Source organism: Kitasatospora brasiliensis (assembly GCF_032654805.1).
In the GTDB taxonomy this organism is placed as follows: domain Bacteria; phylum Actinomycetota; class Actinomycetes; order Streptomycetales; family Streptomycetaceae; genus Kitasatospora; species Kitasatospora brasiliensis.
On the sequence record NZ_JAUOOW010000005.1, the window covers coordinates 338,022 to 358,138 of the forward strand.

The 20,117-nt window shown below is 71.1% G+C and carries 20 protein-coding genes and 1 riboswitch; of the genes, 11 read left to right on the plus strand and 9 right to left on the minus strand.

The annotated features are described in order from the left end of the window. Positions 1–103 precede the first annotated feature (103 nt). Positions 104–685 (plus strand): CGNR zinc finger domain-containing protein, encoded by a 582-nt coding sequence (locus QWJ13_RS21050; RefSeq protein ID WP_316526335.1) that lies wholly within the window; start codon positions 104–106, stop codon positions 683–685. Positions 686–736: 51 nt separating this feature from the next. On the opposite strand, the gene sodX is transcribed toward QWJ13_RS21050, so the two are convergent. Next, positions 737–1,099, minus strand: a complete 363-nt coding sequence (gene sodX, locus QWJ13_RS21055) for a nickel-type superoxide dismutase maturation protease (RefSeq protein ID WP_316526700.1) — start codon at positions 1,097–1,099, stop codon at positions 737–739. Between the two features lie 246 nt (positions 1,100–1,345). Here sodX and sodN point away from each other — a divergent pair, with 246 nt between their 5' ends. The 8 genes from sodN to QWJ13_RS21095 all read left to right on the plus strand — a co-directional run bounded on the left by sodN (position 1,346) and on the right by QWJ13_RS21095 (position 7,787). Further along, the gene (sodN, locus tag QWJ13_RS21060) at positions 1,346–1,741 is read left to right on the plus strand and encodes a superoxide dismutase, Ni (protein ID WP_188308420.1); all 396 of its coding nucleotides are present in this window, start codon (positions 1,346–1,348) and stop codon (positions 1,739–1,741) included. An 88-nt stretch (positions 1,742–1,829) separates the two neighbouring features. Continuing rightward, a riboswitch (cobalamin riboswitch) is annotated at positions 1,830–1,960 on the plus strand. Positions 1,961–2,066: 106 nt separating this feature from the next. Next, positions 2,067–3,161, plus strand: coding sequence for a FecCD family ABC transporter permease (locus QWJ13_RS21065; protein WP_432277567.1), 1,095 nt, complete (start codon positions 2,067–2,069; stop codon positions 3,159–3,161). Next, entirely contained in the window at positions 3,158–3,955 is a 798-nt protein-coding gene (locus tag QWJ13_RS21070) for an ABC transporter ATP-binding protein (protein ID WP_316526336.1), read from the plus strand. The genes QWJ13_RS21065 and QWJ13_RS21070 overlap by 4 nt, the downstream gene beginning before the upstream one ends. A gap of 23 nt (positions 3,956–3,978) precedes the next feature. After that, entirely contained in the window at positions 3,979–4,971 is a 993-nt protein-coding gene (locus QWJ13_RS21075; protein WP_316526337.1) for an ABC transporter substrate-binding protein, read from the plus strand. A gap of 75 nt (positions 4,972–5,046) precedes the next feature. Continuing rightward, complete coding sequence (locus QWJ13_RS21080; RefSeq protein WP_316526338.1) at positions 5,047–5,430, plus strand: nuclear transport factor 2 family protein; 384 nt, start codon at positions 5,047–5,049, stop codon at positions 5,428–5,430. 9 nt (positions 5,431–5,439) lie between these two features. Then, on the plus strand, positions 5,440–5,916 hold the full coding sequence (locus QWJ13_RS21085) for a GNAT family N-acetyltransferase (protein WP_316526339.1): 477 nt from the start codon (positions 5,440–5,442) through the stop codon (positions 5,914–5,916). Positions 5,917–6,105: 189 nt separating this feature from the next. After that, entirely contained in the window at positions 6,106–6,516 is a 411-nt protein-coding gene (locus QWJ13_RS21090; RefSeq protein ID WP_316526340.1) for an ATP-binding protein, read from the plus strand. A gap of 173 nt (positions 6,517–6,689) precedes the next feature. Then, positions 6,690–7,787 (plus strand): RNA polymerase sigma factor SigF, encoded by a 1,098-nt coding sequence (locus tag QWJ13_RS21095; protein ID WP_316526342.1) that lies wholly within the window; start codon positions 6,690–6,692, stop codon positions 7,785–7,787. Between the two features lie 36 nt (positions 7,788–7,823). On the opposite strand, the gene QWJ13_RS21100 is transcribed toward QWJ13_RS21095, so the two are convergent. Further along, on the minus strand, positions 7,824–8,252 hold the full coding sequence (locus QWJ13_RS21100) for a hypothetical protein (RefSeq protein ID WP_316526343.1): 429 nt from the start codon (positions 8,250–8,252) through the stop codon (positions 7,824–7,826). A gap of 50 nt (positions 8,253–8,302) precedes the next feature. Here QWJ13_RS21100 and QWJ13_RS21105 point away from each other — a divergent pair, with 50 nt between their 5' ends. Next, on the plus strand, positions 8,303–9,274 hold the full coding sequence (locus QWJ13_RS21105) for a diacylglycerol/lipid kinase family protein (protein WP_316526344.1): 972 nt from the start codon (positions 8,303–8,305) through the stop codon (positions 9,272–9,274). Positions 9,275–9,644: 370 nt separating this feature from the next. After that, positions 9,645–9,896, plus strand: a complete 252-nt coding sequence (locus QWJ13_RS21110; protein ID WP_014138019.1) for a WhiB family transcriptional regulator — start codon at positions 9,645–9,647, stop codon at positions 9,894–9,896. A gap of 429 nt (positions 9,897–10,325) precedes the next feature. On the opposite strand, the gene QWJ13_RS21115 is transcribed toward QWJ13_RS21110, so the two are convergent. The 7 genes from QWJ13_RS21115 to QWJ13_RS21145 form a co-directional block, all read right to left on the minus strand. After that, the gene (locus tag QWJ13_RS21115; RefSeq protein ID WP_316526347.1) at positions 10,326–11,846 is read right to left on the minus strand and encodes a sensor histidine kinase; all 1,521 of its coding nucleotides are present in this window, start codon (positions 11,844–11,846) and stop codon (positions 10,326–10,328) included. A 404-nt stretch (positions 11,847–12,250) separates the two neighbouring features. Next, positions 12,251–13,309 (minus strand): SIS domain-containing protein, encoded by a 1,059-nt coding sequence (locus QWJ13_RS21120; RefSeq protein ID WP_316526348.1) that lies wholly within the window; start codon positions 13,307–13,309, stop codon positions 12,251–12,253. Between the two features lie 204 nt (positions 13,310–13,513). Next, the gene (locus tag QWJ13_RS21125; RefSeq protein WP_432277577.1) at positions 13,514–14,800 is read right to left on the minus strand and encodes an extracellular solute-binding protein; all 1,287 of its coding nucleotides are present in this window, start codon (positions 14,798–14,800) and stop codon (positions 13,514–13,516) included. Between the two features lie 438 nt (positions 14,801–15,238). After that, the gene (locus tag QWJ13_RS21130) at positions 15,239–16,792 is read right to left on the minus strand and encodes a glycoside hydrolase family 3 protein (RefSeq protein WP_316526350.1); all 1,554 of its coding nucleotides are present in this window, start codon (positions 16,790–16,792) and stop codon (positions 15,239–15,241) included. Positions 16,793–16,798: 6 nt separating this feature from the next. Continuing rightward, complete coding sequence (locus QWJ13_RS21135; protein ID WP_316526351.1) at positions 16,799–17,626, minus strand: carbohydrate ABC transporter permease; 828 nt, start codon at positions 17,624–17,626, stop codon at positions 16,799–16,801. Then, positions 17,623–18,648, minus strand: coding sequence for a carbohydrate ABC transporter permease (locus QWJ13_RS21140; RefSeq protein WP_316526352.1), 1,026 nt, complete (start codon positions 18,646–18,648; stop codon positions 17,623–17,625). The genes QWJ13_RS21135 and QWJ13_RS21140 overlap by 4 nt, the downstream gene beginning before the upstream one ends. 90 nt (positions 18,649–18,738) lie before the next feature. Further along, positions 18,739–20,028 carry an extracellular solute-binding protein gene (locus tag QWJ13_RS21145; protein ID WP_316526353.1) on the minus strand — a complete coding sequence of 430 codons (1,290 nt, stop codon included), beginning with the start codon at positions 20,026–20,028 and terminating at the stop codon, positions 18,739–18,741. Between the last annotated feature and the right edge of the window lie 89 nt (positions 20,029–20,117).

Consider the following 20,117-nt stretch of genomic DNA (forward strand, 5'->3'; position numbering starts at 1 on the left):
TACCCCCGGCGCCCGGCAGGCCGTCCTGCCGGGCGCCGCGTTTTCCCCTCGGGGGTAATAGGCTGGAGGCTGTCAGCCCGTTACCGAATCTGGAAGGACCCCTGTGGAGCTCGCCGCCTACGCCGATCTCGCCGTTCGGCTGGTGAACACCGAGGAGCCCGAGCGCGGCACCGACACGCTGACCACCGTGGAAGCGGTGCGCGGCCTGTTCTCCGACTCGGCGCGGGCCGCCGCGCTCGCCGACGAGTCCGACCTGCCCCGGCTGCGGGCAGTACGGACCAGGCTGCGCGGAGTCTTCGAGGCCGCCGCCGAGGGGGACGAGATCCGCGGCGTCGACCTGCTGAACAGCCTGCTGATGGAGTACCCCGTCAGCCCGCTGATCTCCGGGCACGACTACCTGGACGACGCCGGGCGGCCCCGCTGGCACCTGCACCTGGCCGACAACTCCGCCACCGCCACCGCGCACTTCAGCGCGGTCGCCTGCATGGGGCTGGCCGTCCACCTGACCGAGCTGGGCGCCGACCGGCTCGGCATCTGCCAGGCCGCGCCCTGCCGCAACGCCTACCTGGACACCTCGACCAACCGCTCCCGCCGCTACTGCTCGGACCGCTGCGCGACCCGCGCCAACGTGGCCGCCTACCGGGCCCGCAAGCGCCAGGAGGCGGAGGCCGCCGCCCAGGCGTAGCGGCGCGTTCTCCACGCCCGCTTCCAGACGTCCGCTTCCAGACGCCCGCTTCTAGACGTCCTCGACCCAGGCGCCGAGCCGGCGGGCCAGGCCCGGCACCCGGGCCAGCCGCGGGGTGAGCAGCAGCCGCTCCAGTCGACGGCCCGGCGCCAGCCAGGCCGGGCTCGGACGCAGCCGCAGCAGCGCCCGGCCGAGCACCAGCTCGTCCGGGACGGCACCGTAGCTGCGGCTGTCGCTGTCCACCGGGCGGTTGTCGGACAGCAGCCACCAGCCCTCGGCCCGGCGCTCCGCGGCCCGCTTCACCACCAGCAGGTCCTGCTGGAAGGGGTGCCGGAAGAGCACCACCGCGCCCGGCCGGATCGGGGCCCCGTAGCGGACCAGCAGCCGGTCGCCCTCGCGCAGGGTCGGGACCATCGACGGCCCCGCCACGTCGACCAGCCCGAACGGCAGTGCGCTGCCCTCCGGTCGCGTGCTCCGCGCCACGACTCCTCCTCCCGCTCGGCCGACCCCCAGTCTGCCGTACGGACCGTCATCCGTTCGATGTCCGAAATGACATGGTTCCCGGTCCGCCTTTTGCCCTAGGCCCACCGCCCGATCGCGAATCCGGGAGGGCGGAAGGGTAATCTCGGGCGCGGGAAGACGATCTAAGGAAGGACTCCCATGTTCTCTCGTCTGTTTGCACCTCGCGCCACCGCCCACGCCCACTGCGACCTGCCGTGCGGCGTCTACGACCCGGCGCAGGCCAAGCTGGAGGCCGAGTCCGTCAAGGCCACCCAGGAGAAGTACCAGGCCAACGAGGACGCGCACTTCCGCGCCCGCGCCATCATCATCAAGGAGCAGCGCGCCGAGGCCGTCAAGCACCACATCTCGGTGCTGTGGAGCGACTACTTCAAGGCCCCGCACTTCGAGAAGTACCCGCAGCTGCACCAGCTGATCAACGACACCCTGAAGGCCGCCTCGGCCGCCAAGGCGTCCACCGACCCGGCCACCGGCCAGGCCCTGCTGGACCTGATCGCCGAGGTCGACAAGATCTTCTGGGAGACCAAGCAGGCCTGAGCCTGACGAGTCGCCACCCGACCGCCCCCGTCCGGACCACCGGACGGGGGCGGTCGTGCGTTCACGTCCCACCCGCCATCGGTAAGGGTTGAATGCCCTGAGCGGCTGTTATGCTGCCAGGGCGTCCGAGGGGGAAGTCCGGTGTGAATCCGGCGCTGACCCGCAACGGTGAGCGCGGCCCGTACCAGCCCGGACGGCCACGCCAGCCCGATCGCCCTCGGCCGCCGACCTCCCGACAACTCGCCGCGGACTGCGAGGGGAACGGCGCCCCGGCACGCCCGCGCGCCCGCCCCGGCGCACCCGCGGCCCGAGGCAAGGCGCACCCGTGAACCGCCCCTCCGTGGACCGCGCGCCCGCAGACCGCGCGGCCGGCCCGCCCACCCGCCGCGCACCCGTCGCCCCGCTCGCCGCCGGCCTCGCCGTCGCCCTGCTGCTCTCGCTGGTCTGCGGGGTCGCCCTCGGCTCCTCCGGGATCGACCTGCCCCACGTCCTGCGGCTGCTCGGCGCCGGACTGACCGGCGGTCGGCTGGACGCGGACGAGGCCGCCGCCTACGCGATCGTCTGGCAGATCCGGCTGCCGCGCACCATCCTCGCCGCCGTGGTCGGCGCCGGACTGGCCGCCTGCGGCGTCGCCGTCCAGGCCCTGGTGCGCAACGCCCTGGCCGACCCCTTCGTCCTCGGCATCTCCTCCGGCGCGGCCGTCGGCGCCAACGCCGTCCTGCTGTTCGGCGCCTTCGCCTCGCTCGGGGTGTGGGCGATCTCCGCCTCCGCCTTCGGCTCCGCGCTCGCCGCGATGACACTGGTCTACCTCGCCGCCCGCACCGCGTACGGGCTCACCCCGCTGCGCCTGGTGCTCACCGGCACCGCCCTGTCCTACGGCTTCTCCGCCGCCACCACCCTGATGGTCTTCGCCGCCGACCGCGGCGAGGCCGCCCGGGACGCCATGATGTGGCTGCTCGGCAGCCTCGGCGGCGCCACCTGGGGCAAGGTGCCGCTCGCCGCCGCCACCGTGCTGGCCGGCCTGGCCTACCTGCAGTGCGCCGCCGGCCGGCTGGACGCGCTCGCCATGGGCGACGAGACCTCCGCCTCGCTCGGGGTGGACCCGGACCGGCTGCGCCGCGAGCTGTTCGTGGTCACCGCCGCCGTCACCGGCACCGTGGTCGCGGTCAGCGGGGCGATCGGCTTCGTCGGGCTGCTGATGCCGCACCTGGCCCGGATGCTGGTCGGCGCCGGGCACCGCCGGGTGCTGGTGATCGCGCCGCTCGCCGGGGCACTGCTGCTGGTCTGGGTGGACATCGCGTCGCGCACCCTGCTGGCGCCCGCCGAACTGCCCGTCGGGGTGTTCACCGCGGTGCTCGGCGTGCCCGCCTTCCTGCTGCTGATGCGCCGCCGCGGCCAGGCCTTCGGAGCCGGCCGATGAACGGGACGACCGAAGCCCAGGACCTCGCCGTGGACGCCGTCTCGGTGGAGCTGGCCGGCACCCGGCTGGTCCACGAGGTGAACCTGGCGGCCGCCGCCGGGCAGGTGGTCGGACTGGTCGGGCCGAACGGCAGCGGCAAGTCGACCCTGCTGCGCTGCGTCTACCGGGTGCTCAAGCCCGCCGGCGGCGCCGTCCGGCTGGCCGGCGACGACCTGCACGCGCTCACCGCCCGCGCGAGCGCCCGGCGGGTGGCCGCGCTCTCCCAGGAGCACTCCGCCGAGTTCGACTTCACCGTGGCCGAGGTGGTCGCCATGGGCCGGCTGCCGCACCGCCGCGGCTTCGGCGCCCCCACCGACGGGGACGAGGAGCGCTGCGCCGAGGCGCTGCGCAAGGTCCGGGCCGGGCACCTCGCCGAGCGGGGCTTCCTGAGCCTGTCCGGCGGCGAGAAGCAGCGGGTGCTGTTCGCCCGCGCGCTGGTCCAGGAGCCGCGCCTGCTGGTGCTGGACGAACCCACCAACCACCTCGACATCGCCCACCAGTTGGAGGTGCTGGCGCTCGCCCGCGAGGCCGGCCCGACGGTGCTCACCGCGCTGCACGACCTCAACCTGGCGGCCGGCCACTGCGACCTGCTGTACGTGCTGCGGGCGGGGCGGATCGTCGCCTCCGGCCCGCCCCACGAGGTGCTCCGACCCGCCCTGCTGGCCGAGGTGTTCGGCGTCCGCGCCACCCCGGTGCGGCACCCGGAGACCGGCGCCGTCCAGCTGCTGTTCGACCGCCTCGCCCCCTCCGCCTGATCCACCCCGTCGAAGGAACCACCGTGCGTACCAAGGCCGTTGCCGCCGCCGCCCTGCTCACCCTCGGACTCACCGCCTGCGGCGCCGAGATCGCCCCCAAGGAGGCCGCCACCACCACCGCCCACTACCCGGTGACGGTGGAGAACTGCGGCGAGAAGCTCACCTTCGCCCAGAAGCCCGCCCGGGTGGTGACCAACGACGTCAACATCACCGAGCTGATGCTCTCGCTCGGCCTCGCCGACCGGATGGCCGGCTACGTGATGCCCGACGACAAGGGCAGGATCGACCAGGTCTCCTGGAAGGACGGCTACCAGCAGACCACCTGGCTCTCCAAGAAGGTACTCACCAAGGAGATCGCCCTGGACGCCAAGGCCGACCTGGTCTTCGCCGGCTGGCACTACGGCTTCGACGAGGGCGCCGGCGTCACCCCGCAGGCCTTCAAGGCGCTCGGCATCGACTCCTACGTGCTCAGCGAGTCCTGCCGCAGCGGCAAGGGCACCGAGCGCGGCGTGATGGACCCACTGGAGGCGCTCTACACCGACCTGACCAACCTCGGCGAGATCTTCGACGTCAAGGACCGCGCCGACAAGCTGATCGCCGGCTTCAAGGCGCAGATCGCCGCCGTCCCCCAGCCCGAGCGCCACCCGTCCGTCTTCCTGTACGACAGCGGGCAGGACAAGCCGTACACCGCCGGGAAGTTCGCCGCCGCCAACGAGATCATCGCCAAGGCCGGCGGGACCAACATCATGGGCGACCGCGCCGACACCTGGTTCACGGCCGGCTGGGAGAGCGTGGTGCGGCTCGACCCCGAGGTGATCGTGATCAACGACTACGGCAGCACCGGCGCCGAGGAGAAGCGCCGCTTCCTCACGTCCTTCCCGCCGCTGGCGAACGTCGCCGCGATCAGGAACGACCGGATCTTCACCATGGACTACGTCGACATGGTGGAGAGCCCGCGCAACCCGGCCGCGATCAGCGCGCTGGCCGCCTACCTGCGCACCGTAACGGCCCGCTGACCGCGCGGGCGGCGGGGGCGGCCGGGCGTACGCTCGAAGTGCGAGCCGACGGAACCCGACCGGAGGAGCGAGATCATGACCACCATGGCGACCCCCGCCGCCTTCGACACCCGCGCCCTGCGCGAGGGCATCGAACGCGGCGACGCCGGAACCCTGTTGGCGCTCTACGCGGAGGACGCCGAACTGCGCGTGGTCGACCGCAAGACCCAGCCCAGCCACCCCCTGGTGATGCACGGGCGGGCCGAGATCGGCGCCATGCTGGACGATGTCTACGCCCGCGAGATGACCCACAAGCTGGAACAGGTGGTCGTCCAGGGCGACCACGTCGCCTTCCTGGAGTCCTGCCGCTACCCCGACGGCGTCCGGGTGCTGATGTCCTCGATGGCCGGACTGCGGGACGGCCGGATCGTCGACCAGACCTCCGTCCAGGCCTGGGACGAGAGCGGTCCCGAGCAGTAGGCTCACAGCATGATCCGCACCGCCGTAGCCACCGACGTTCCCGTCATCCACGCCATGATCCGTGAACTCGCGGACTACGAGAAGGCCCTGCACGAGGCGAAGGCCACCGAGGCGCAGCTGCACGACGCCCTGTTCGGCGAGAACCCGGCGCTGTTCGGCCTGATCGCCGAGGACGACGCCACCGGTGAGCCGGTCGGCTTCGCGGTGTGGTTCCGCAACTTCTCGACCTGGCGCGGCACCCACGGGATCTACCTGGAGGACCTGTACGTCCGTCCTCAGGCGCGCGGCGGCGGCCACGGCAAGGCGCTGCTGCTGGAGCTCGCCCGGATCGCCGTCGAGCGCGGCTACTCCCGGGTCGAGTGGTCGGTCCTGGACTGGAACCAGCCCTCGATCGACTTCTACAAGTCGATCGGCGCGGTGCCGATGGACGAGTGGACGGTCTACCGGCTCACCGACGAGGCGCTGGCCGAGGCCGGACAGCGCTGAACGGCCCCCGGGAGACCGGGAAAAGGGTCTGCCACCCTGCGTCGCAATGCCTTACCATGAGTAACTCCCGAACCGGGGTGCGGAAGGCAGAGCGATGGCGGATCCGCGGCGCCGGGCACCCCTTCGGGGGTAGCGAGCGGTAACAAGCGGGGTACCAAGAAAGCACAGCGCGCCACCCAGGAGGCAAGGGTGTCCCAGATCGACGGCGATCTCGGTGTTCAGGACTTCGTGGAGGTCCGGCTGCCCGCAGCCGGCGCCTACCTCTCCGTCCTGCGAACAGCGACGGCCGGGTTGGCGGCCCGGTTGGACTTCACCCTCGACGAGATCGAGGATCTGCGGATCGCGGTCGACGAGGCTTGCGCCATCCTGCTCCAGCAGGCGGTGCCCGGCTCGGTGCTGTCCTGCGAGTTCCGGCTGGTCGGCGACTCGCTGAAGGTGACCGTCGCCGCCCCGACCACCGACGGCAAGGCGCCCGAACGGGACACCTTCGCCTGGACGGTGCTCTCCGCGCTGGCCGGCGAGGTCGACTCCTCGGTCGCCGAGGACAACACCGTGTCGATCAGCCTGCACAAGAAGCGCGGCGGCACTCCCGCCCACTAGTCGGGCCGACCGAACGACAGCAGCACCCAGCACCACCCGCGCAAGGGCCGTCCGCCGATCCCCGCTCCGGGGCCCGGTGGACGGCTCCCGGTACCGCCCCGGGCGGTACGACCAACGAGACGATTCCGGGGCCACCGGCCCCGGTGCTCCCGGAACGGAACGGGGGAATGGCCGTGAGTGATCTGGACCGTACCGGCCTCGCGACGGCGGGACCTGCCGTACCGACCCAGGCGAGCGTTCCCGGACTCGCCGCCAACGACGAAGCGCACCCGAAGGACGCCCACCGGATGAGCCACCCCACCGAGCCGACGTCCGACCCGACGCCTGCCGCCGCGCCCCCGCCGGACCTGGTGGACGAGACCGGCGAGGTCGCCGCCGCCGGCACCGTCGATGCGGCCGACGCCGTCTCCGACGCCGCCGAGAGCGACGCGGCGGCAGAGGCGACCGAGGCGGCAGAGGCGACCGAGGCCGAACCGCACGGCGCCGTCCCCGCCCAGGGCTCGCACCGCACCGGCGCCCCGGACCGGGAGGCCGCCCGCGCGCTGTTCGTCCGGCTGTCCGCGCTGCCCGAGGGCTCCCCGGAGCGGGTCGAGCTGCGCAACCAGCTGGTGCGGATGCACATCCCGCTGGTCGAGCACCTGGCCCGGCGCTTCCGCAACCGCGGCGAGCCGCTGGACGACCTGACCCAGGTCGCCACCATCGGACTGATCAAGTCGGTGGACCGCTTCGACCACGAGCGCGGGGTCGAGTTCTCCACCTACGCCACGCCGACCATCGTCGGAGAGATCAAGCGGCACTTCCGCGACAAGGGCTGGGCGGTGCGCGTCCCGCGCCGGCTCCAGGAGCTGCGGCTGTCGCTCACCACGGCGACCAGTGAGCTCTCCCAGCGGCACGGCCGCTCCCCCACGGTGCACGAGCTCGCCGAGCACCTGGGGATCTCCGAGGAGGACGTGCTGGAGGGCCTGGAGTCCGCCAACGCGTACTCCACGCTGTCCCTGGACGTGCCGGACAGCGACGACGAGTCTCCGGCCGTCGCGGACACCCTGGGCGCCACCGACGAGGCACTGGAGGGCGTCGAGTACCGCGAGTCGCTCAAGCCGCTGCTCGCCCAACTGCCGCCCCGGGAACAGAAGATCCTGGTGCTGCGGTTCTTCCGGAACATGACCCAGTCGCAGATCGCCGCCGAGGTGGGGATCTCCCAGATGCACGTGTCCCGGCTGCTCGCCCGGACGCTGGCCCAGCTGCGGGAGAAGCTCCTGGTGGAGGAGTAGGCCTGACGGCCGGTCAGCCCTGGCGGCCCTGTGTGCTCAGCTCTCCTGCTGGGCGTACAGGGCCGCCGTCGACTTCGGGTTCAGCAGCGCGCCGATGCCCACCAGGCCGAGCACGCCCACCAGCACGCCGGCCGCGACCATCGCGCCGCCGCTCTGGCACATGTAGTAGGCGACCGGCAGGCAGGTCGAGTTGGTCAGCACCGCCGGGCTGCGGCCCCAGCGGCGCTCCTTGAGCAGCGCCCGGGCGGCCAGGATCGGCAGCACGCCGAGCAGCACGATGACCGCTCCGCCGAACTCGTTCAGGGCCAGCTGCTTGGCCTGGCCGGAGAACGCGGACACCATGTCCGAGATGCCGACGACGGCCAGCGCGGCGCCCTCCAGGGCGGTGATGGCGGCGCCCAGGGTCAGGGAGACGGGGCGGCCGGAGCCTGCCGAGGGGGCGGGGGCGGAGGTTTCTGCGGTCACTCCAGCAGGGTAGCCGCCGGTTGGTCCGTACCGACCCGTAGGCTTTCCCCATGCGCGCTCTCCTGGTCGTGAACCACAAGGCCACCACCACCAGTGGCCGAACCAGGGACGTCCTGATCCACGCGCTGCGCAGCGACCTCAAGCTGGAGGTGGCCGAGACCGAGTACCGGGGCCACGCGCGCGACCTGGCCCGCGAGGCGGCGGAGGACGGCACGGTCGACCTGGTGGTGGCGCTGGGCGGCGACGGCACCGTCAACGAGGTGGTGAACGGGCTGCTGGCGCACGGCCCGGGCGAGAGGGTCCCGCGACTGGCCGTGGTGCCGGGCGGTTCGACCAATGTGTTCGCCCGCGCGCTCGGCCTGCCCAACGACCCGGTGGAGGCCACCGGCGTCCTGCTGGACGCGCTGGAGCACGGCCGCGAGCGGCCGATCGGGCTGGGCAAGGCGATGACCGACGGCCTGCCGGACCGCTGGTTCACCTTCACCGCCGGCCTCGGCTTCGACGCCGGGGTGGTGGGCCGGGTCGAGGAGCAGCGCAAGGCTGGGCGCAAGTCCACCCACGCCCTGTACGTCGGCCAGGCGCTACGGCACTACTTCACCCAGCGTGAGCAGCGCCGCTCCGGCCCGGTCTCCTTGCTGTTGCCGGGCCGCGCGCCGGTTCCGGGCCTGGTCCTGTCGATAGTCAGCAACACCTCGCCCTGGACCTTCCTCGGCAACCGCCCGGTCTACCCCTCACCGCTCGCCTCCTTCGACACTGACCTGGACGTCTTCGGCATCACCCGTATGACGGCGTTCGGCACGGCTCGAACGGTCCGTCAGATCCTGCGGTCGTACGGGTCTTCGAGCGATGGCGCCCCTCCGGCCGGGCCTGGCGGGAAGCACGTCGTCTCCTATCACGACGTCAGGCACTTCACCTTGGTTTCAGAGGAACCGAGCCCGTTCCAGGTCGACGGGGACCATCTTGGAGACAGGAGTCGCGTCAGTTTCACAGGCGTACGGCGGGCACTGCGTGTGATTGTGTGACTGGAAGGGGGGTTCCTCCTTCTTCTCGAACGCACAAGCCCCCTTCACTCCATAGAAGTACTGGCTGTGAGCTAGGCGACACCGAAGAATCCAAAATTCCTCCCCGAAGGGGGTTGTATCCGAGCCCGAGGTTTGCGAACCTCTACATGGCGATCGGGACACATCGCAGCGACGGCAACTCCGGAAACATCAGGAGCGCCGACCGCGGAGTGCCCCTCGAATCGCCGAATCCCCCCCAGCACAGACCACCCGGGCCCGGTGGGCCTTTGGTCTCTTTTGCTGTTGCGGGATTCGTGAAAGCGTTCACATTCACAAGCCATTCGATTGTGCCGATCGGGCCACCCCCCGCGGCAGGAGGAGTTGGACGACCATGGACTGGCGCCACCGCGCTGTCTGCCGCGAAGAGGACCCGGAGCTGTTCTTCCCGATCGGGAACACCGGTCCTGCTCTGTTGCAGATCGAGGAAGCCAAGGCCGTGTGCCGCCGCTGCCCGGTGATGGAGCAGTGCCTCCAGTGGGCGCTTGAGACCGGCCAGGACGCCGGCGTCTGGGGCGGCATGAGCGAGGACGAGCGTCGTGCGATGAAGCGCCGCGCCGCCCGCAACCGCGCCCGCACCGCCTGATCGCGCAGCGATCACACGCCGTAGCACCAGCAGCAACCGCCGTACCGATCGACACACGATCAAGGCTTCCCTGCACTTCCTGGTGAAGCCTTCCGCACAAAGGACCCCGCCAGCCGGGGTCCCGCGACACCAGACCCGCCCAGCCACTTGATACTGTTCACTGAGAGCAATATTGTGGAGCTGTGGCGCTCACCGTGTGCAACGCACCGGCGAAGTGTCGCACCACCCAGAGCCCCCGCTCCGGCCGACTCCCCCCGACGGCCGGAACGGGTTGAGAGGCCCTGTCGACCCACCCCCCCCCGGTCGACAGGGCCTCGTTTCTGTTTCTCCGGCCGTCTTCCCGCCCCCGCGCACGGAGCGTGCACCCGGCGCATCCGCCGAACGCACGCCCCTCACGGGCGCGTTCGCAACCGATTCCTCGGGCCGTGCTCAGCGGACCGGGATCTCCAGGACCACCTTGGTCCCGCCGTTCGGGCCGGCCACCATGTCGAAGGTGCCGCCCAGCTCGCCGGTCGCCAGCGTCCGGACGATCTGGAGTCCGAGGTTGCCCGCCGTCTGGGGGTCGAAGCCCTCCGGCATGCCGCGGCCGTCGTCCTGGACCGTGATCAGCAGGTACTCCTCCGGCCGGGCGCCGCCGGTCCAGCTGTCCGACCAGCCCTTCCCGGTCGCCGGGGCCCGTCCGCGCAGCGCGCTCACCTCCAGGTTCCCGGAGGCCGTCGGACCGAAGGCGTGTTCCAGCGCGTTCTGGAGCAGTTCGGTCAGCACCATCGACAGCGGGGTGGCCACCTCGGCGGACAGGATGCCGAAGCTGCCGGTGCGGCGGGTGGCCACCCGGCCGTCCTGGGACAGCTCCATCACCATCGCCAGCACCCGGTCGGCGATCTCGTCGAAGGCCACCTGCTCGTCCAGCGCCTGGGAGAGCGTCTCGTGCACGATCGCGATCGAGCCGACCCGGCGCACCGCCTCGTCCAGCGCGGCCCGGCCGGACTCCGACTCCATCCGGCGGGACTGAAGCCGCAGCAGGGCCGCGACGGTCTGGAGGTTGTTCTTCACCCGGTGGTGGATCTCCCGGATGGTGGCGTCCTTGGTCATCAGCTCGCGGTCGCGGCGGCGCAGCTCGGTCACGTCCCGGCAGAGCACCAGCGAACCGGTCAGGGTGCCCTTGGGCTTGAGCGGGATCGCCCGCAGGGTCACCACTCCCCCCTGGGCCTCCACCTCGGTCTGCCGGGGCGCCCAGCCGCTCGCCACCTTCACCAGCGCCTCGTGGACGGCCGAGCGGGACGGCGGGGCGAGGGCCGCGGTGGCGCGGCCGAGGTGGCTGCCGACCAGGTCGGTGGTGAGGCCGAGCCGGTGGTAGGCGGAGAGGGCGTTGGGGCTGGCGTAGGTGACGATGCCGTCCGCGTCCAGCCGGATCAGGCCGTCGCCGACCCGCGGCGCGGCGTCCATGTCGGCCTGCTCGGCGCCGGGGAACGGGAAGGAGCCGGCCGCGATCATCTGGGCCAGGTCGGAGGCGCTCTGGAGGTAGGTGAGCTCCAGCCGGCTGGGGGTGCGGACGGTCAGCAGGTTGGTGTTGCGGGCGATCACCCCGAGCACCTTGCCCTCGCGCCGGACCGGGATCGACTCGACCCGGACGGGGACCTCCTCGCGCCACTCCGGGTCGCCCTCGCGCACGATCCGCCCCTCGTCGAAGGCGGCGTCCAGCAGCGGACGGCGGCCGCGCGGGACGAGGTGGCCGACCATGTCGTCCTGATAGGAGGTGGGCCCGGTGTTGGGCCGCATCTGCGCCACCGAGACGTAGCGGATGCCGTCCCAGGTGGGGATCCACAACACCAGGTCGGCGAAGGAGAGGTCGGAGAGCAGCTGCCACTCCGAGACCAGCATGTGGAGCCATTCCACATCGGCCCCGGTCAGGGTGGTGTGGCGGCGGACGAGTTCGTTCAGCGAGGGCACATGGCGAGGGTAGCGCCGCGGCCGCGGGCGGGGCGCGGCGGACCCGGCGGGCGGGCCGCCCGGGGAGCCTGAGTTGTTTAGACCAATCCCCGGAGAGGCCTGGACAACCGAGATTGGTCTAGTCCACAATGAAAGGGCACCAAGGAGAGGCCCCCGCGCAACTGCCCTGACCGCGCGCGGCTTCTCCTCGGTCGGACGCCGCCGAACGAGGACCCCGCACAGTCCTTGATCGAACCCGGCGCCCGACGACAGCTCCGGGCTGCGGTGCCGCATGGGTTGAGGGTCCCGTGTCGGCGCCGTGGCCCGTAGTGTTTCCGGCCCCGAGAACCATGGTCGGCCGCTCAAGGAACAGGCCCCCGGTCCACAGCTCGTGGACCGGGGGCCTGTTCGCGCACCGGACCCGGCTACCGGGTCTCGGTGACCTTGGCCAGGGCGCGCGGGGCGTCCGGGTCCTGGCCGCGGGCGATGGTCACCTCGTGGGCCAGCAGTTGCAGCGGCAGGATCTCCAGGATCGGCTGCACCTCCTCGGGCACCCCGGCCGGCAGCGCGAAGCCGGCCGAGGCCGCGTCCACCTGCGCCTGCTGCCCGACCACCACCAGGTCCGCGCCGCGCCCGCGCAGCCGGTCCAGCACCGGCTGGAGGGCCTCGCCGCCCTTGCCGTCCGGGACGATCGCGATGACCGGCGAGACGTTGTCCACCATGGCCAGCGGGCCGTGCAGCAGGTCGGCGCCGGAGAACGGGGTGGCCGGGATGTAGGTGGTCTCCATCAGCTTGAGCGCCGCCTCGCGGGCGGTCGGATAGCCGTAGCCGCGCGAGGTGATCACCAGCCGCTGGGCGAAGCGGTAGCGCTCGGCCAGCGCCTTCACCTCGGCCTTGCGGGCCAGCACCCCGGCGGCCAGGCCCGGCAGCTCCTTGGCGGCCCCGCCGTCGCCGCCGCGCAGGCCCTCGACCAGCAGGTAGAGCGCCAGCAGCTCGGCGGTGTAGGTCTTGGTGGCCGGCAGCGCCTTCTCCGGGCCCGCCAGCACGTCGATGTGGAACTCGGAGACCTCGGCCAGCGGCGAGGCGGCGTTGTTGGTCACCGCCAGGGTGATGGCACCGGCCTCGCGGGCGGCCTTGGTGGAGGCCACCAGGTCGGGTGAGCCGCCGGACTGGCTGACGGTGATCACCAGGACGTCGGTGAGGTCCGGCTTGGCGCCGTACGCGGTGGTGGTGGACATCGAGGTCAGCCCGGCCGGCTTGCCGAGCAGGATCTCGATCAGGTACTTGGCGTACAGCGCGGCGTTGTCGGACGTGCCGCGCGCGGTGAGCAGGACGAAGCGCGGGGCGCGGGCGGCGATCTGCGCGGCGACCTCGCGGATCTTCGGGGCACCCTCGTCGAGGATGCGCTGGAGGACGGCCGGCTGCTCGGCCATCTCCGCCGCCATGATCCGGCCGGGGACGGGAACGGTCTGCGGGTCGGACATCTGGGTCTGCCTCCGATGAGAGGTTCGACCCCACGCGGGCGGCTGCCCGGCGGGGGCTCCACGGGCGGCGAGTCCGCACACTCGCTGCGGTCCTTCGTCCGGCAATCCTACGGGCGCGCCCGGTGCCGGGCACCTCCGTCCGCACACCCGTACGCCCCCCGGCACGCCCCGCCGGAGACCGGAGGGGCGTGCCGCGACGGACGGTCAGGGCTTGTTGATCAGCTGGTCGATCGCGGCGTCGGCCTCCTTGGTGGCCTGGTCCACCGACTTGCCCTTGAGGATCGAGGCCAGCATGTCCGGAATGATCTTCTGCTTCTCGACCGCGCCCCAGCCGGGGGCCAGCGGGGTGAACCAGGCGTCCGGGACGGCGTTGGCCGCGGCCGCGGTGCTCGGCTTGTTCTTCAGCGGGTTCAGCTGGGTGAGGTTGTTCGGCAGGATGTCCTTGTCCGCCAGCGCCTGCTCGGACTTGGTGCTGGTGAACATCCGGATCCAGTCGGTGGCCGCCGCCACCTGCTGGGACTTGGCGGTGACGGCGAGGTCGGAGCCGCCGATGAAGGTCGGCAGCGGCTTGCCGTCCGGGCCGGGCATGGTCGCCACCTTGACGGCGTCCTTGATGCTCGGGTCCCCGGTGACCGGCGCGGTGACGCTGGCCGCCTCGTAGCCGTTGCCGTAGAAGGCCGCGGCGTGCCCTCGGGCCATCGCCTCGAACTGGTTCTGCTCGTTGACCGTCAGGTCGCCCTTGTTGTACTTGCGCACCAGCTCGACGAAGTGGGTGATGCCCTGCTGCGACTTGGCATCGTGCAGGGTGCCGTGCCAGTTGCCGGCGGCGTCGAACTTGGCGATGCTGCCGCCGGCCCCGGCGACGTAGCTCATCGCGGCGTACCAGTACGGGCCGGGCAGGTAGAGCGCGGAGTAGGTCTTGTCGGCCTTGTTCTTGTCCGCGATCTTGTCCAGCGCGGACATCAGCTCGAACTCGGTCTTCGGGAACTCGGCGCTGCCGGTGGCCTGCTGGAAGGTCGCCGAGTTGTAGATGGCGACCCGGGAGCCGGCGTAGTACGGCACGCACCACAGCTTGTCCTGGTACGTGCAGGTGTTGGCGAGCGCCTTGATCCAGCTGTCGGCGTTGTCGAAGCTGGTGCGGTCCACCGGGGCCAGCGCGCCGGAGAGCACGTACTTCATGGTCTCGGTGTTGCCCAGCTCGACCACGTCGGGGGCGTTGCCCTCGGCGATGGCCTTGTCCAGCTTGCCCACCTTGTCGGCCCAGCCCTGGTAGGCCAGCTTGAGGGTGATGTTCGGGTACTTCGCCGCGAACTCGTCGTTCACCCGCTGGACCAGGTCGGGCCAGTTCTTCTGGGCGTCGTCCATCAGCCAGACGGTGACGGTGCCGCCGGCGGCCTTCGAGCCGTCCGCCGCGCCGTCGCCCGCGGGCTTCGCGGACGAGGAACAGGCCGTCAGACCGACGGCCAGCGCCATCGTCCCGAGCGTCGACATGAGCTGACGCGTCTTCACGCCATCCTCCGAGGGTGTAGAGCCATGTGCCCGCCGGCAGCGTGATTGGCGCCCCGGCGGGAGAGTCCGGGCTTGGGGGCGGCGAAGAGCTTCAGGTGGGGCTGATACCACATCCGGGGAGGTTCGTTCTTCCGCCGGATGACTGGACTCTGGCCTAGACCATAGGTGGTGTCAACGGCCAAAAGCCTTCGTCGGGGCCGCCGTTGCAGAGCTGTTGTACCGCGTGGGCGGCCAGTTGCCACACCGTCACCCTAAGTAGATCTTAAGGTGGATTTAAGGCCTGCTTGAGGGAGCACGGTCACTCGACGAATCCGCAGGTCACCACGGGGAAAACGGAACGGGCCCGCCATGCGGCATGCGCATGACGGGCCCGTCGGCCGACGCCCTCCGGACACGGCCGGTGACGTCTCGTCGGTCGGTTCAGCCGATCGCTCCCGGCTGCCCGGTGAGGACCTCCACGGCCGCCAGCCCGCAGACCCGGGCGGCGCCGTGGGTGGCGATGTGGATCGCGCCGACCGGCTCGGACTGGGGCAGGCCCATCTCCACCACGGCGGCGTCCGGACGGGCCGCCACCAGGCGGCTCAGCGCGGCGGCCATCCACGCGTGCCGGTGCGCGTCCCGGACCACCAGGACCAGGCGGCGGCCCTCGGCGCCGGCCACCAGCTCGCCGACCAGGGCGTCCAGCAGCTCCGGCGTGGCCTCGGCCGCCGACACCTCGCGGGTGCGGGTGCCGGGGAAGCGGTCCGCCAGCATGCCGGCCACGCCCCACGGGGTGACGTCGCCGACGGCGATGTTCGGCTCGTCCGAGAACGAGGCCACGTACGGGCGCTCGCTCACCGGCGGCGCCACCACGCCCGGCGCCCGGACGACCCGCAGCGCCCGGCGCGCGGCCCGCAGGCCGACCGCCAGGTCCGGCTCGACCCGCTCGCCCTGGGCCGCGATCCGGCCCCAGCTGCCCAGCGCCCGGACCCGCTCGGCGGCGTCCGCCAGCCGCTCCTCGGCGAGCCGGCCGGAGCGCACGCCCGCCACGATGGCGTCGCGCAGCATCAGCACGGTCTCCTCGTCGGCGAGCCCGCCGCCGACGCAGATCGCGTCCGCGCCGGCCGCCAGGGCCAGCACGGTGCCCTCGCCCATCCCGAAGGTGTCGGCGATGGCGCCCATCTCGATCGCGTCGCTGACGATCAGGCCCTGGTAGCCGAGGCCTCCGTCGGCCGGGGCCGCGCGCAGCAGGTCGCGCAGCACGGCCGGGCTCAGGGTGGCCGGCAGCTTCGGGTCCAGCGCCGGGACCATGATGTGGGCCGTCATCACGGCCTTGGTGCCGGCCGCGATCGCGGCCTGGAACGGGATCAGGTCGCGGGCCCGCAGCACGTCCAGGTCGACGTCGATGACCGGCAGGCCGTGGTGGGAGTCCACCGCGGTGTCGCCGTGGCCGGGGAAGTGCTTGGAGCAGGCGGCCACGCCGGCCGACTGGAGGCCCTCGACCCAGGCGGCGGTGTGCCGGGCGCACAGCTCGGGGTCGGCGCCGAAGGAGCGCACCCCGATCACCGGGTTGCGCGGGTTGGAGTTGACGTCCGCGGTGGGCGCCCAGTTGTAGTTGACGCCGGCCGCGGCCAGCGCCCGGCCCAGCTCGCGGGCGACGTCCCGGGTCAGCGCCGGGTCGTCGATCGCGCCGAGCGCGAGGTTGCCCGGCCAGGAGGAGCCGGAGCCCGCCTCCAGCCGGGTGACGTCGCCGCTCTCCTCGTCGATGGCGATCAGCAGGTCGGGGTTCTCGGCGCGCAGCGCCCCGGTGAGGGCGCAGAGCTGGTCGAGGTCGACCACGTTGCGGTCGAACAGGGCGACCGAGCCGAGGCCCGCGGCGAGGTGGCGGCGCAGCCACTCCGGCGGCTCGGTGCCGACGAAGCCGGGCTGGAGGACGGTCAGCGCGTCCCGGTGCAGCTGGTCGCTGTCGAGGACGGTGGGAACGAGGATGCTCACGGTGGCTCAGCCCTTCACGGCGCCGTCGGTCAGACCGCCGACCGCCTTGCGCTGGAGGAAGACGAACAGGATCAGCACGGGAATGGCGAACATCGTGGACGCGGCCATGGTGGCGCCCCAGTCGTTCCCGAAGGCGGTCTTGAAGGACGACAGCCACAGCGGCAGGGTCTGGCCGTCGTCCTTGTTGAGGATCAGGACGAGCGGGAACTCGTTCCACGCCGTGATGAAGCCGAACAGCGAGGTCGACATCAGGCCCGGGGCCAGCAGCGGGAAGATCACCTTCACGAAGGCCTGGGTGCGGCTGCACCCGTCCACCATGGCCGACTCCTCCAGCTCCTTGGGCACCGCGGCGATGAAGCTGCGCAGGGTCCAGATGGTGAAGGGCAGGACCATCATCATGTAGAAGAAGGTCAGCGGCACCAGGCTGTTCAGCATGTCGTTGTCGCGGGAGATGATGTAGACCGCGATGGTCATGACCTCCCACGGCGCCATCTGCGACATCATGACGACCAGCACGAAGGCCTTGCGGCCGCGGAACTTCATCCGGGCGATGGCGAAGGCCGCCAGGGTCGCGATCACCAGCGACATCAGCACCGCGGCGATGGTGACCACGAAGCTGTTGGTGACGTACGTCCAGAACTTGGGCGCGTTGACGGCCGTGGTGAAGTGCTCGAAGGTCGCGTTGAGCGGGACGAACACCGGCGTCGGGCTGATGATGTCGCTGTCCTGCTTGAACGCGGTCGCGAACATCCAGTAGACGGGGAAGACGAAGAAGACGGCGAGGACGGCCGCGATCACGTTCAGCCAGGTACGTCCGAAGAGAGAGCGCCTCACAGCTCGTCCTCCTGCTTGATCATGATGCGGAAGTAGTACGCCATCAGCACGCCCAGCATCAGGATGGTGAGCACCGCGATCGCGGCGCCGACGCCGTAGTGCTGGCCGGAGGAGCCCTCCAGGAAGGCGTGCACGGGCAGGGTCCTGGTCAGGTTCTCGGGGCCGCCCGCGTTGACGGCGTAGACCTGGGTGAAGGACTTGAACACCCAGATGACTTCGAGGAAGGTCGTGGCCATGAAGAACGGCTTCAGGTTGGGGAAGATCACCGCGGTGAAGATCTTGACCGAGCCGGCGCCGTCCATCCGGGCGGCCTCGTAGAGCTCCTTGGGGATGGTCGTCAGACCGGCGTACATCTGGAACGCCACGAACGGGATCGACATCCAGACGATCAGCAGGATGATCACGAAGAACGTCGAGTACTGGTCGCTGAGCCAGTTGTAGTCCCGCATCGAGTGCCAGCCGAGCTGGTCCAGGATCCAGTTGACGACGCCCCACTGGGAGTCGAACAGCCAGGTGTAGACGGTGGTCGCGGCGACCACCGGCATCGCCCAGGCCATCAGCAGCGCGATCTGGAGCACCAGCCGCATCTTCTTGCCGAGCTGGTTCAGCAGCAGGCCGATCAGGGTGCCGCCGGCCATGATCAGCACCACGTTGACCAGGGTGAAGGCGACGCTACGGCCGGTGACCGCCCAGAACTCGGGGTCGCTCAGCTGCTCCTTGTAGTTGTCGAAGCCGTTCCACTCGGTCAGGTGCAGGACGAGCTGGCGCTTGTTGAGGTTCTGGAACGACAGCAGGACCGTCTTGACCAGCGGCCAGCCCAGCAGGCCGACCGTCGCCACGATGGCCGGCAGCAGCAGCAGGTACGGCGCGAGGCGCGAGCCCAGCCCGGGGCCGCCCGCGGATCTGACGCCCTTCGGCGCGGGGCCCTTGGAGCCGCCGCCCGCGGCGCTCTTGGTAACCGTCACAGCAGCCTTCCCTGGCTCCGGAGACTGTGTCTGCACCCGCTGCGAATGCACAGCCATCGTTCTCACTTCCTCACAACCGGCCACGACGGACAGGCGCCGCCCACCGGCCCCCCGCCGGGGGCCGGTGAGCGACGCCGCTCAGTGCTCTTACTGCTTCTGGTTGAGCTTCTTGGCGATGACCTCGTCGTACTTCGCGGCCGTGGAGGCGAAGTCGCCGCCCTGGAGGACAGCGGTCAGGAACTCCTTGACCGGGTTCGGGTTGTCCTCGACGCTGGCCCAGTTCGGGGTGTTCGGGGTGATCGCGCCGACGGACGCGGCGGCCTTGGCGGCGGTGGCGAACTCGCCGGTGATCGCGCTGTCCAGCGCGGGCTTGTTCGAGGTGATGCCGTTGGCCGGGAAGATGCCCTCGTTCTTGTCGTTCAGGGCGATCTTCAGGAAGTCCTTCGCCATGTCGGTGTTCTTGCTCTGCGAGGCGATCGCGAGGTTGGAACCACCGAGGAACACGCCGGAGGGCTTGTCGGCGGTCTTGCCCGGGAGCGGGAAGAAGCCGATCTTGTCCTTGGGCATGGCCTTCTCGTCCGGCAGCTCCCAGCCGAGGCCGATCATGGCGCCGACGTTGCCCTTGCCGAAGACGTCCTTCTGCTGCGGGGTGGCCTCGTCCTTGTCCTTCGGACCGGTGGCCGAGTAGCTCTGGAGCTTCTTGTAGGTCTCGAAGGCCTTCTGGCTCTCGGGCGAGCCCAGGCCGCCGACCCACTTGTCGCCGTCCTTCTTGGCGATCTTGCCACCCTCGCTGCTGAGCAGACCGAAGTAGACGTACCACTCCTGACCCGGCATGTAGATCGGGTCGGCGACGCCCTCGGTGGCCTTCAGCTTCTCCAGGTCGGCGTAGAACTCGTCCAGGGTCTTCGGCGCGGCGCCCAGGCCGGCCTTGGCCCACAGGTCCTTGTTGTAGGCGACCACGCGGTTGGTGACGTACCACGGGGCGGCGTACTGCTTGCCGTCCAGGACGGTGGACTCGACCTGGTTGGCCGGCCAGGTGTCGCCGCCGAAGGCGGCCTTGTCCTTGGTGATGTCCAGCAGACCGCCCGAGGCGGCGTAGCCGGCGGTCTGGGTGTTGCCGACCTCGACGACGTCGACCGAGCCCTCGGACAGCGCGGCGGTGATCTTGGCGCCGATGCCGGTCCACTGCTGGTCCGCGAACTCGACCTTCGAGCCCGGGTAGGTGGTCTCGAACTCGGTCTTGACCGAGTCGGACCAGCCCTTGGGGGCGGAGCCGGTCATGGTCCAGACCTTCAGCGTCTTGCCCTTGTACTTGTCGGCGGCCGAGGCGGAGGTCGAGCCCGACTTGTCCTCGCTCTTCTTGCCGTCCGAGCTGCAAGCCGCCAGGCCGACGACCATTGCTGCGACGCCGACCGCCGCGATGAGCTGACGCTTCACGCCATCCTCCTGAGGGATGCCTGGGTTTCCCCGTCGGACGGCGGCGGCAGACCCACACAAAGCGAGGGAAAAGGTGCCGCGGACCCCAT

Excerpts from the sequence above, each read along its gene's own strand:
- QWJ13_RS21070 (WP_316526336.1), top strand. The coding sequence starts at position 3,158 with ATGAACGGGACGACCGAAGCCCAGGACCTCGCCGTGGACGCCGTCTCG.
- QWJ13_RS21140 (WP_316526352.1), bottom strand. The coding sequence starts at position 18,648 with ATGGCTGTGCATTCGCAGCGGGTGCAGACACAGTCTCCGGAGCCAGGG.
- QWJ13_RS21105 (WP_316526344.1), top strand. The coding sequence starts at position 8,303 with ATGCGCGCTCTCCTGGTCGTGAACCACAAGGCCACCACCACCAGTGGC.
- sodX (WP_316526700.1), bottom strand. The coding sequence starts at position 1,099 with ATGGTCCCGACCCTGCGCGAGGGCGACCGGCTGCTGGTCCGCTACGGG.
- QWJ13_RS21125 (WP_432277577.1), bottom strand. The coding sequence starts at position 14,800 with ATGTCGACGCTCGGGACGATGGCGCTGGCCGTCGGTCTGACGGCCTGT.
- QWJ13_RS21085 (WP_316526339.1), top strand. The coding sequence starts at position 5,440 with ATGATCCGCACCGCCGTAGCCACCGACGTTCCCGTCATCCACGCCATG.
- QWJ13_RS21110 (WP_014138019.1), top strand. The coding sequence starts at position 9,645 with ATGGACTGGCGCCACCGCGCTGTCTGCCGCGAAGAGGACCCGGAGCTG.
- QWJ13_RS21080 (WP_316526338.1), top strand. The coding sequence starts at position 5,047 with ATGACCACCATGGCGACCCCCGCCGCCTTCGACACCCGCGCCCTGCGC.
- sodN (WP_188308420.1), top strand. The coding sequence starts at position 1,346 with ATGTTCTCTCGTCTGTTTGCACCTCGCGCCACCGCCCACGCCCACTGC.
- QWJ13_RS21120 (WP_316526348.1), bottom strand. The coding sequence starts at position 13,309 with ATGTCCGACCCGCAGACCGTTCCCGTCCCCGGCCGGATCATGGCGGCG.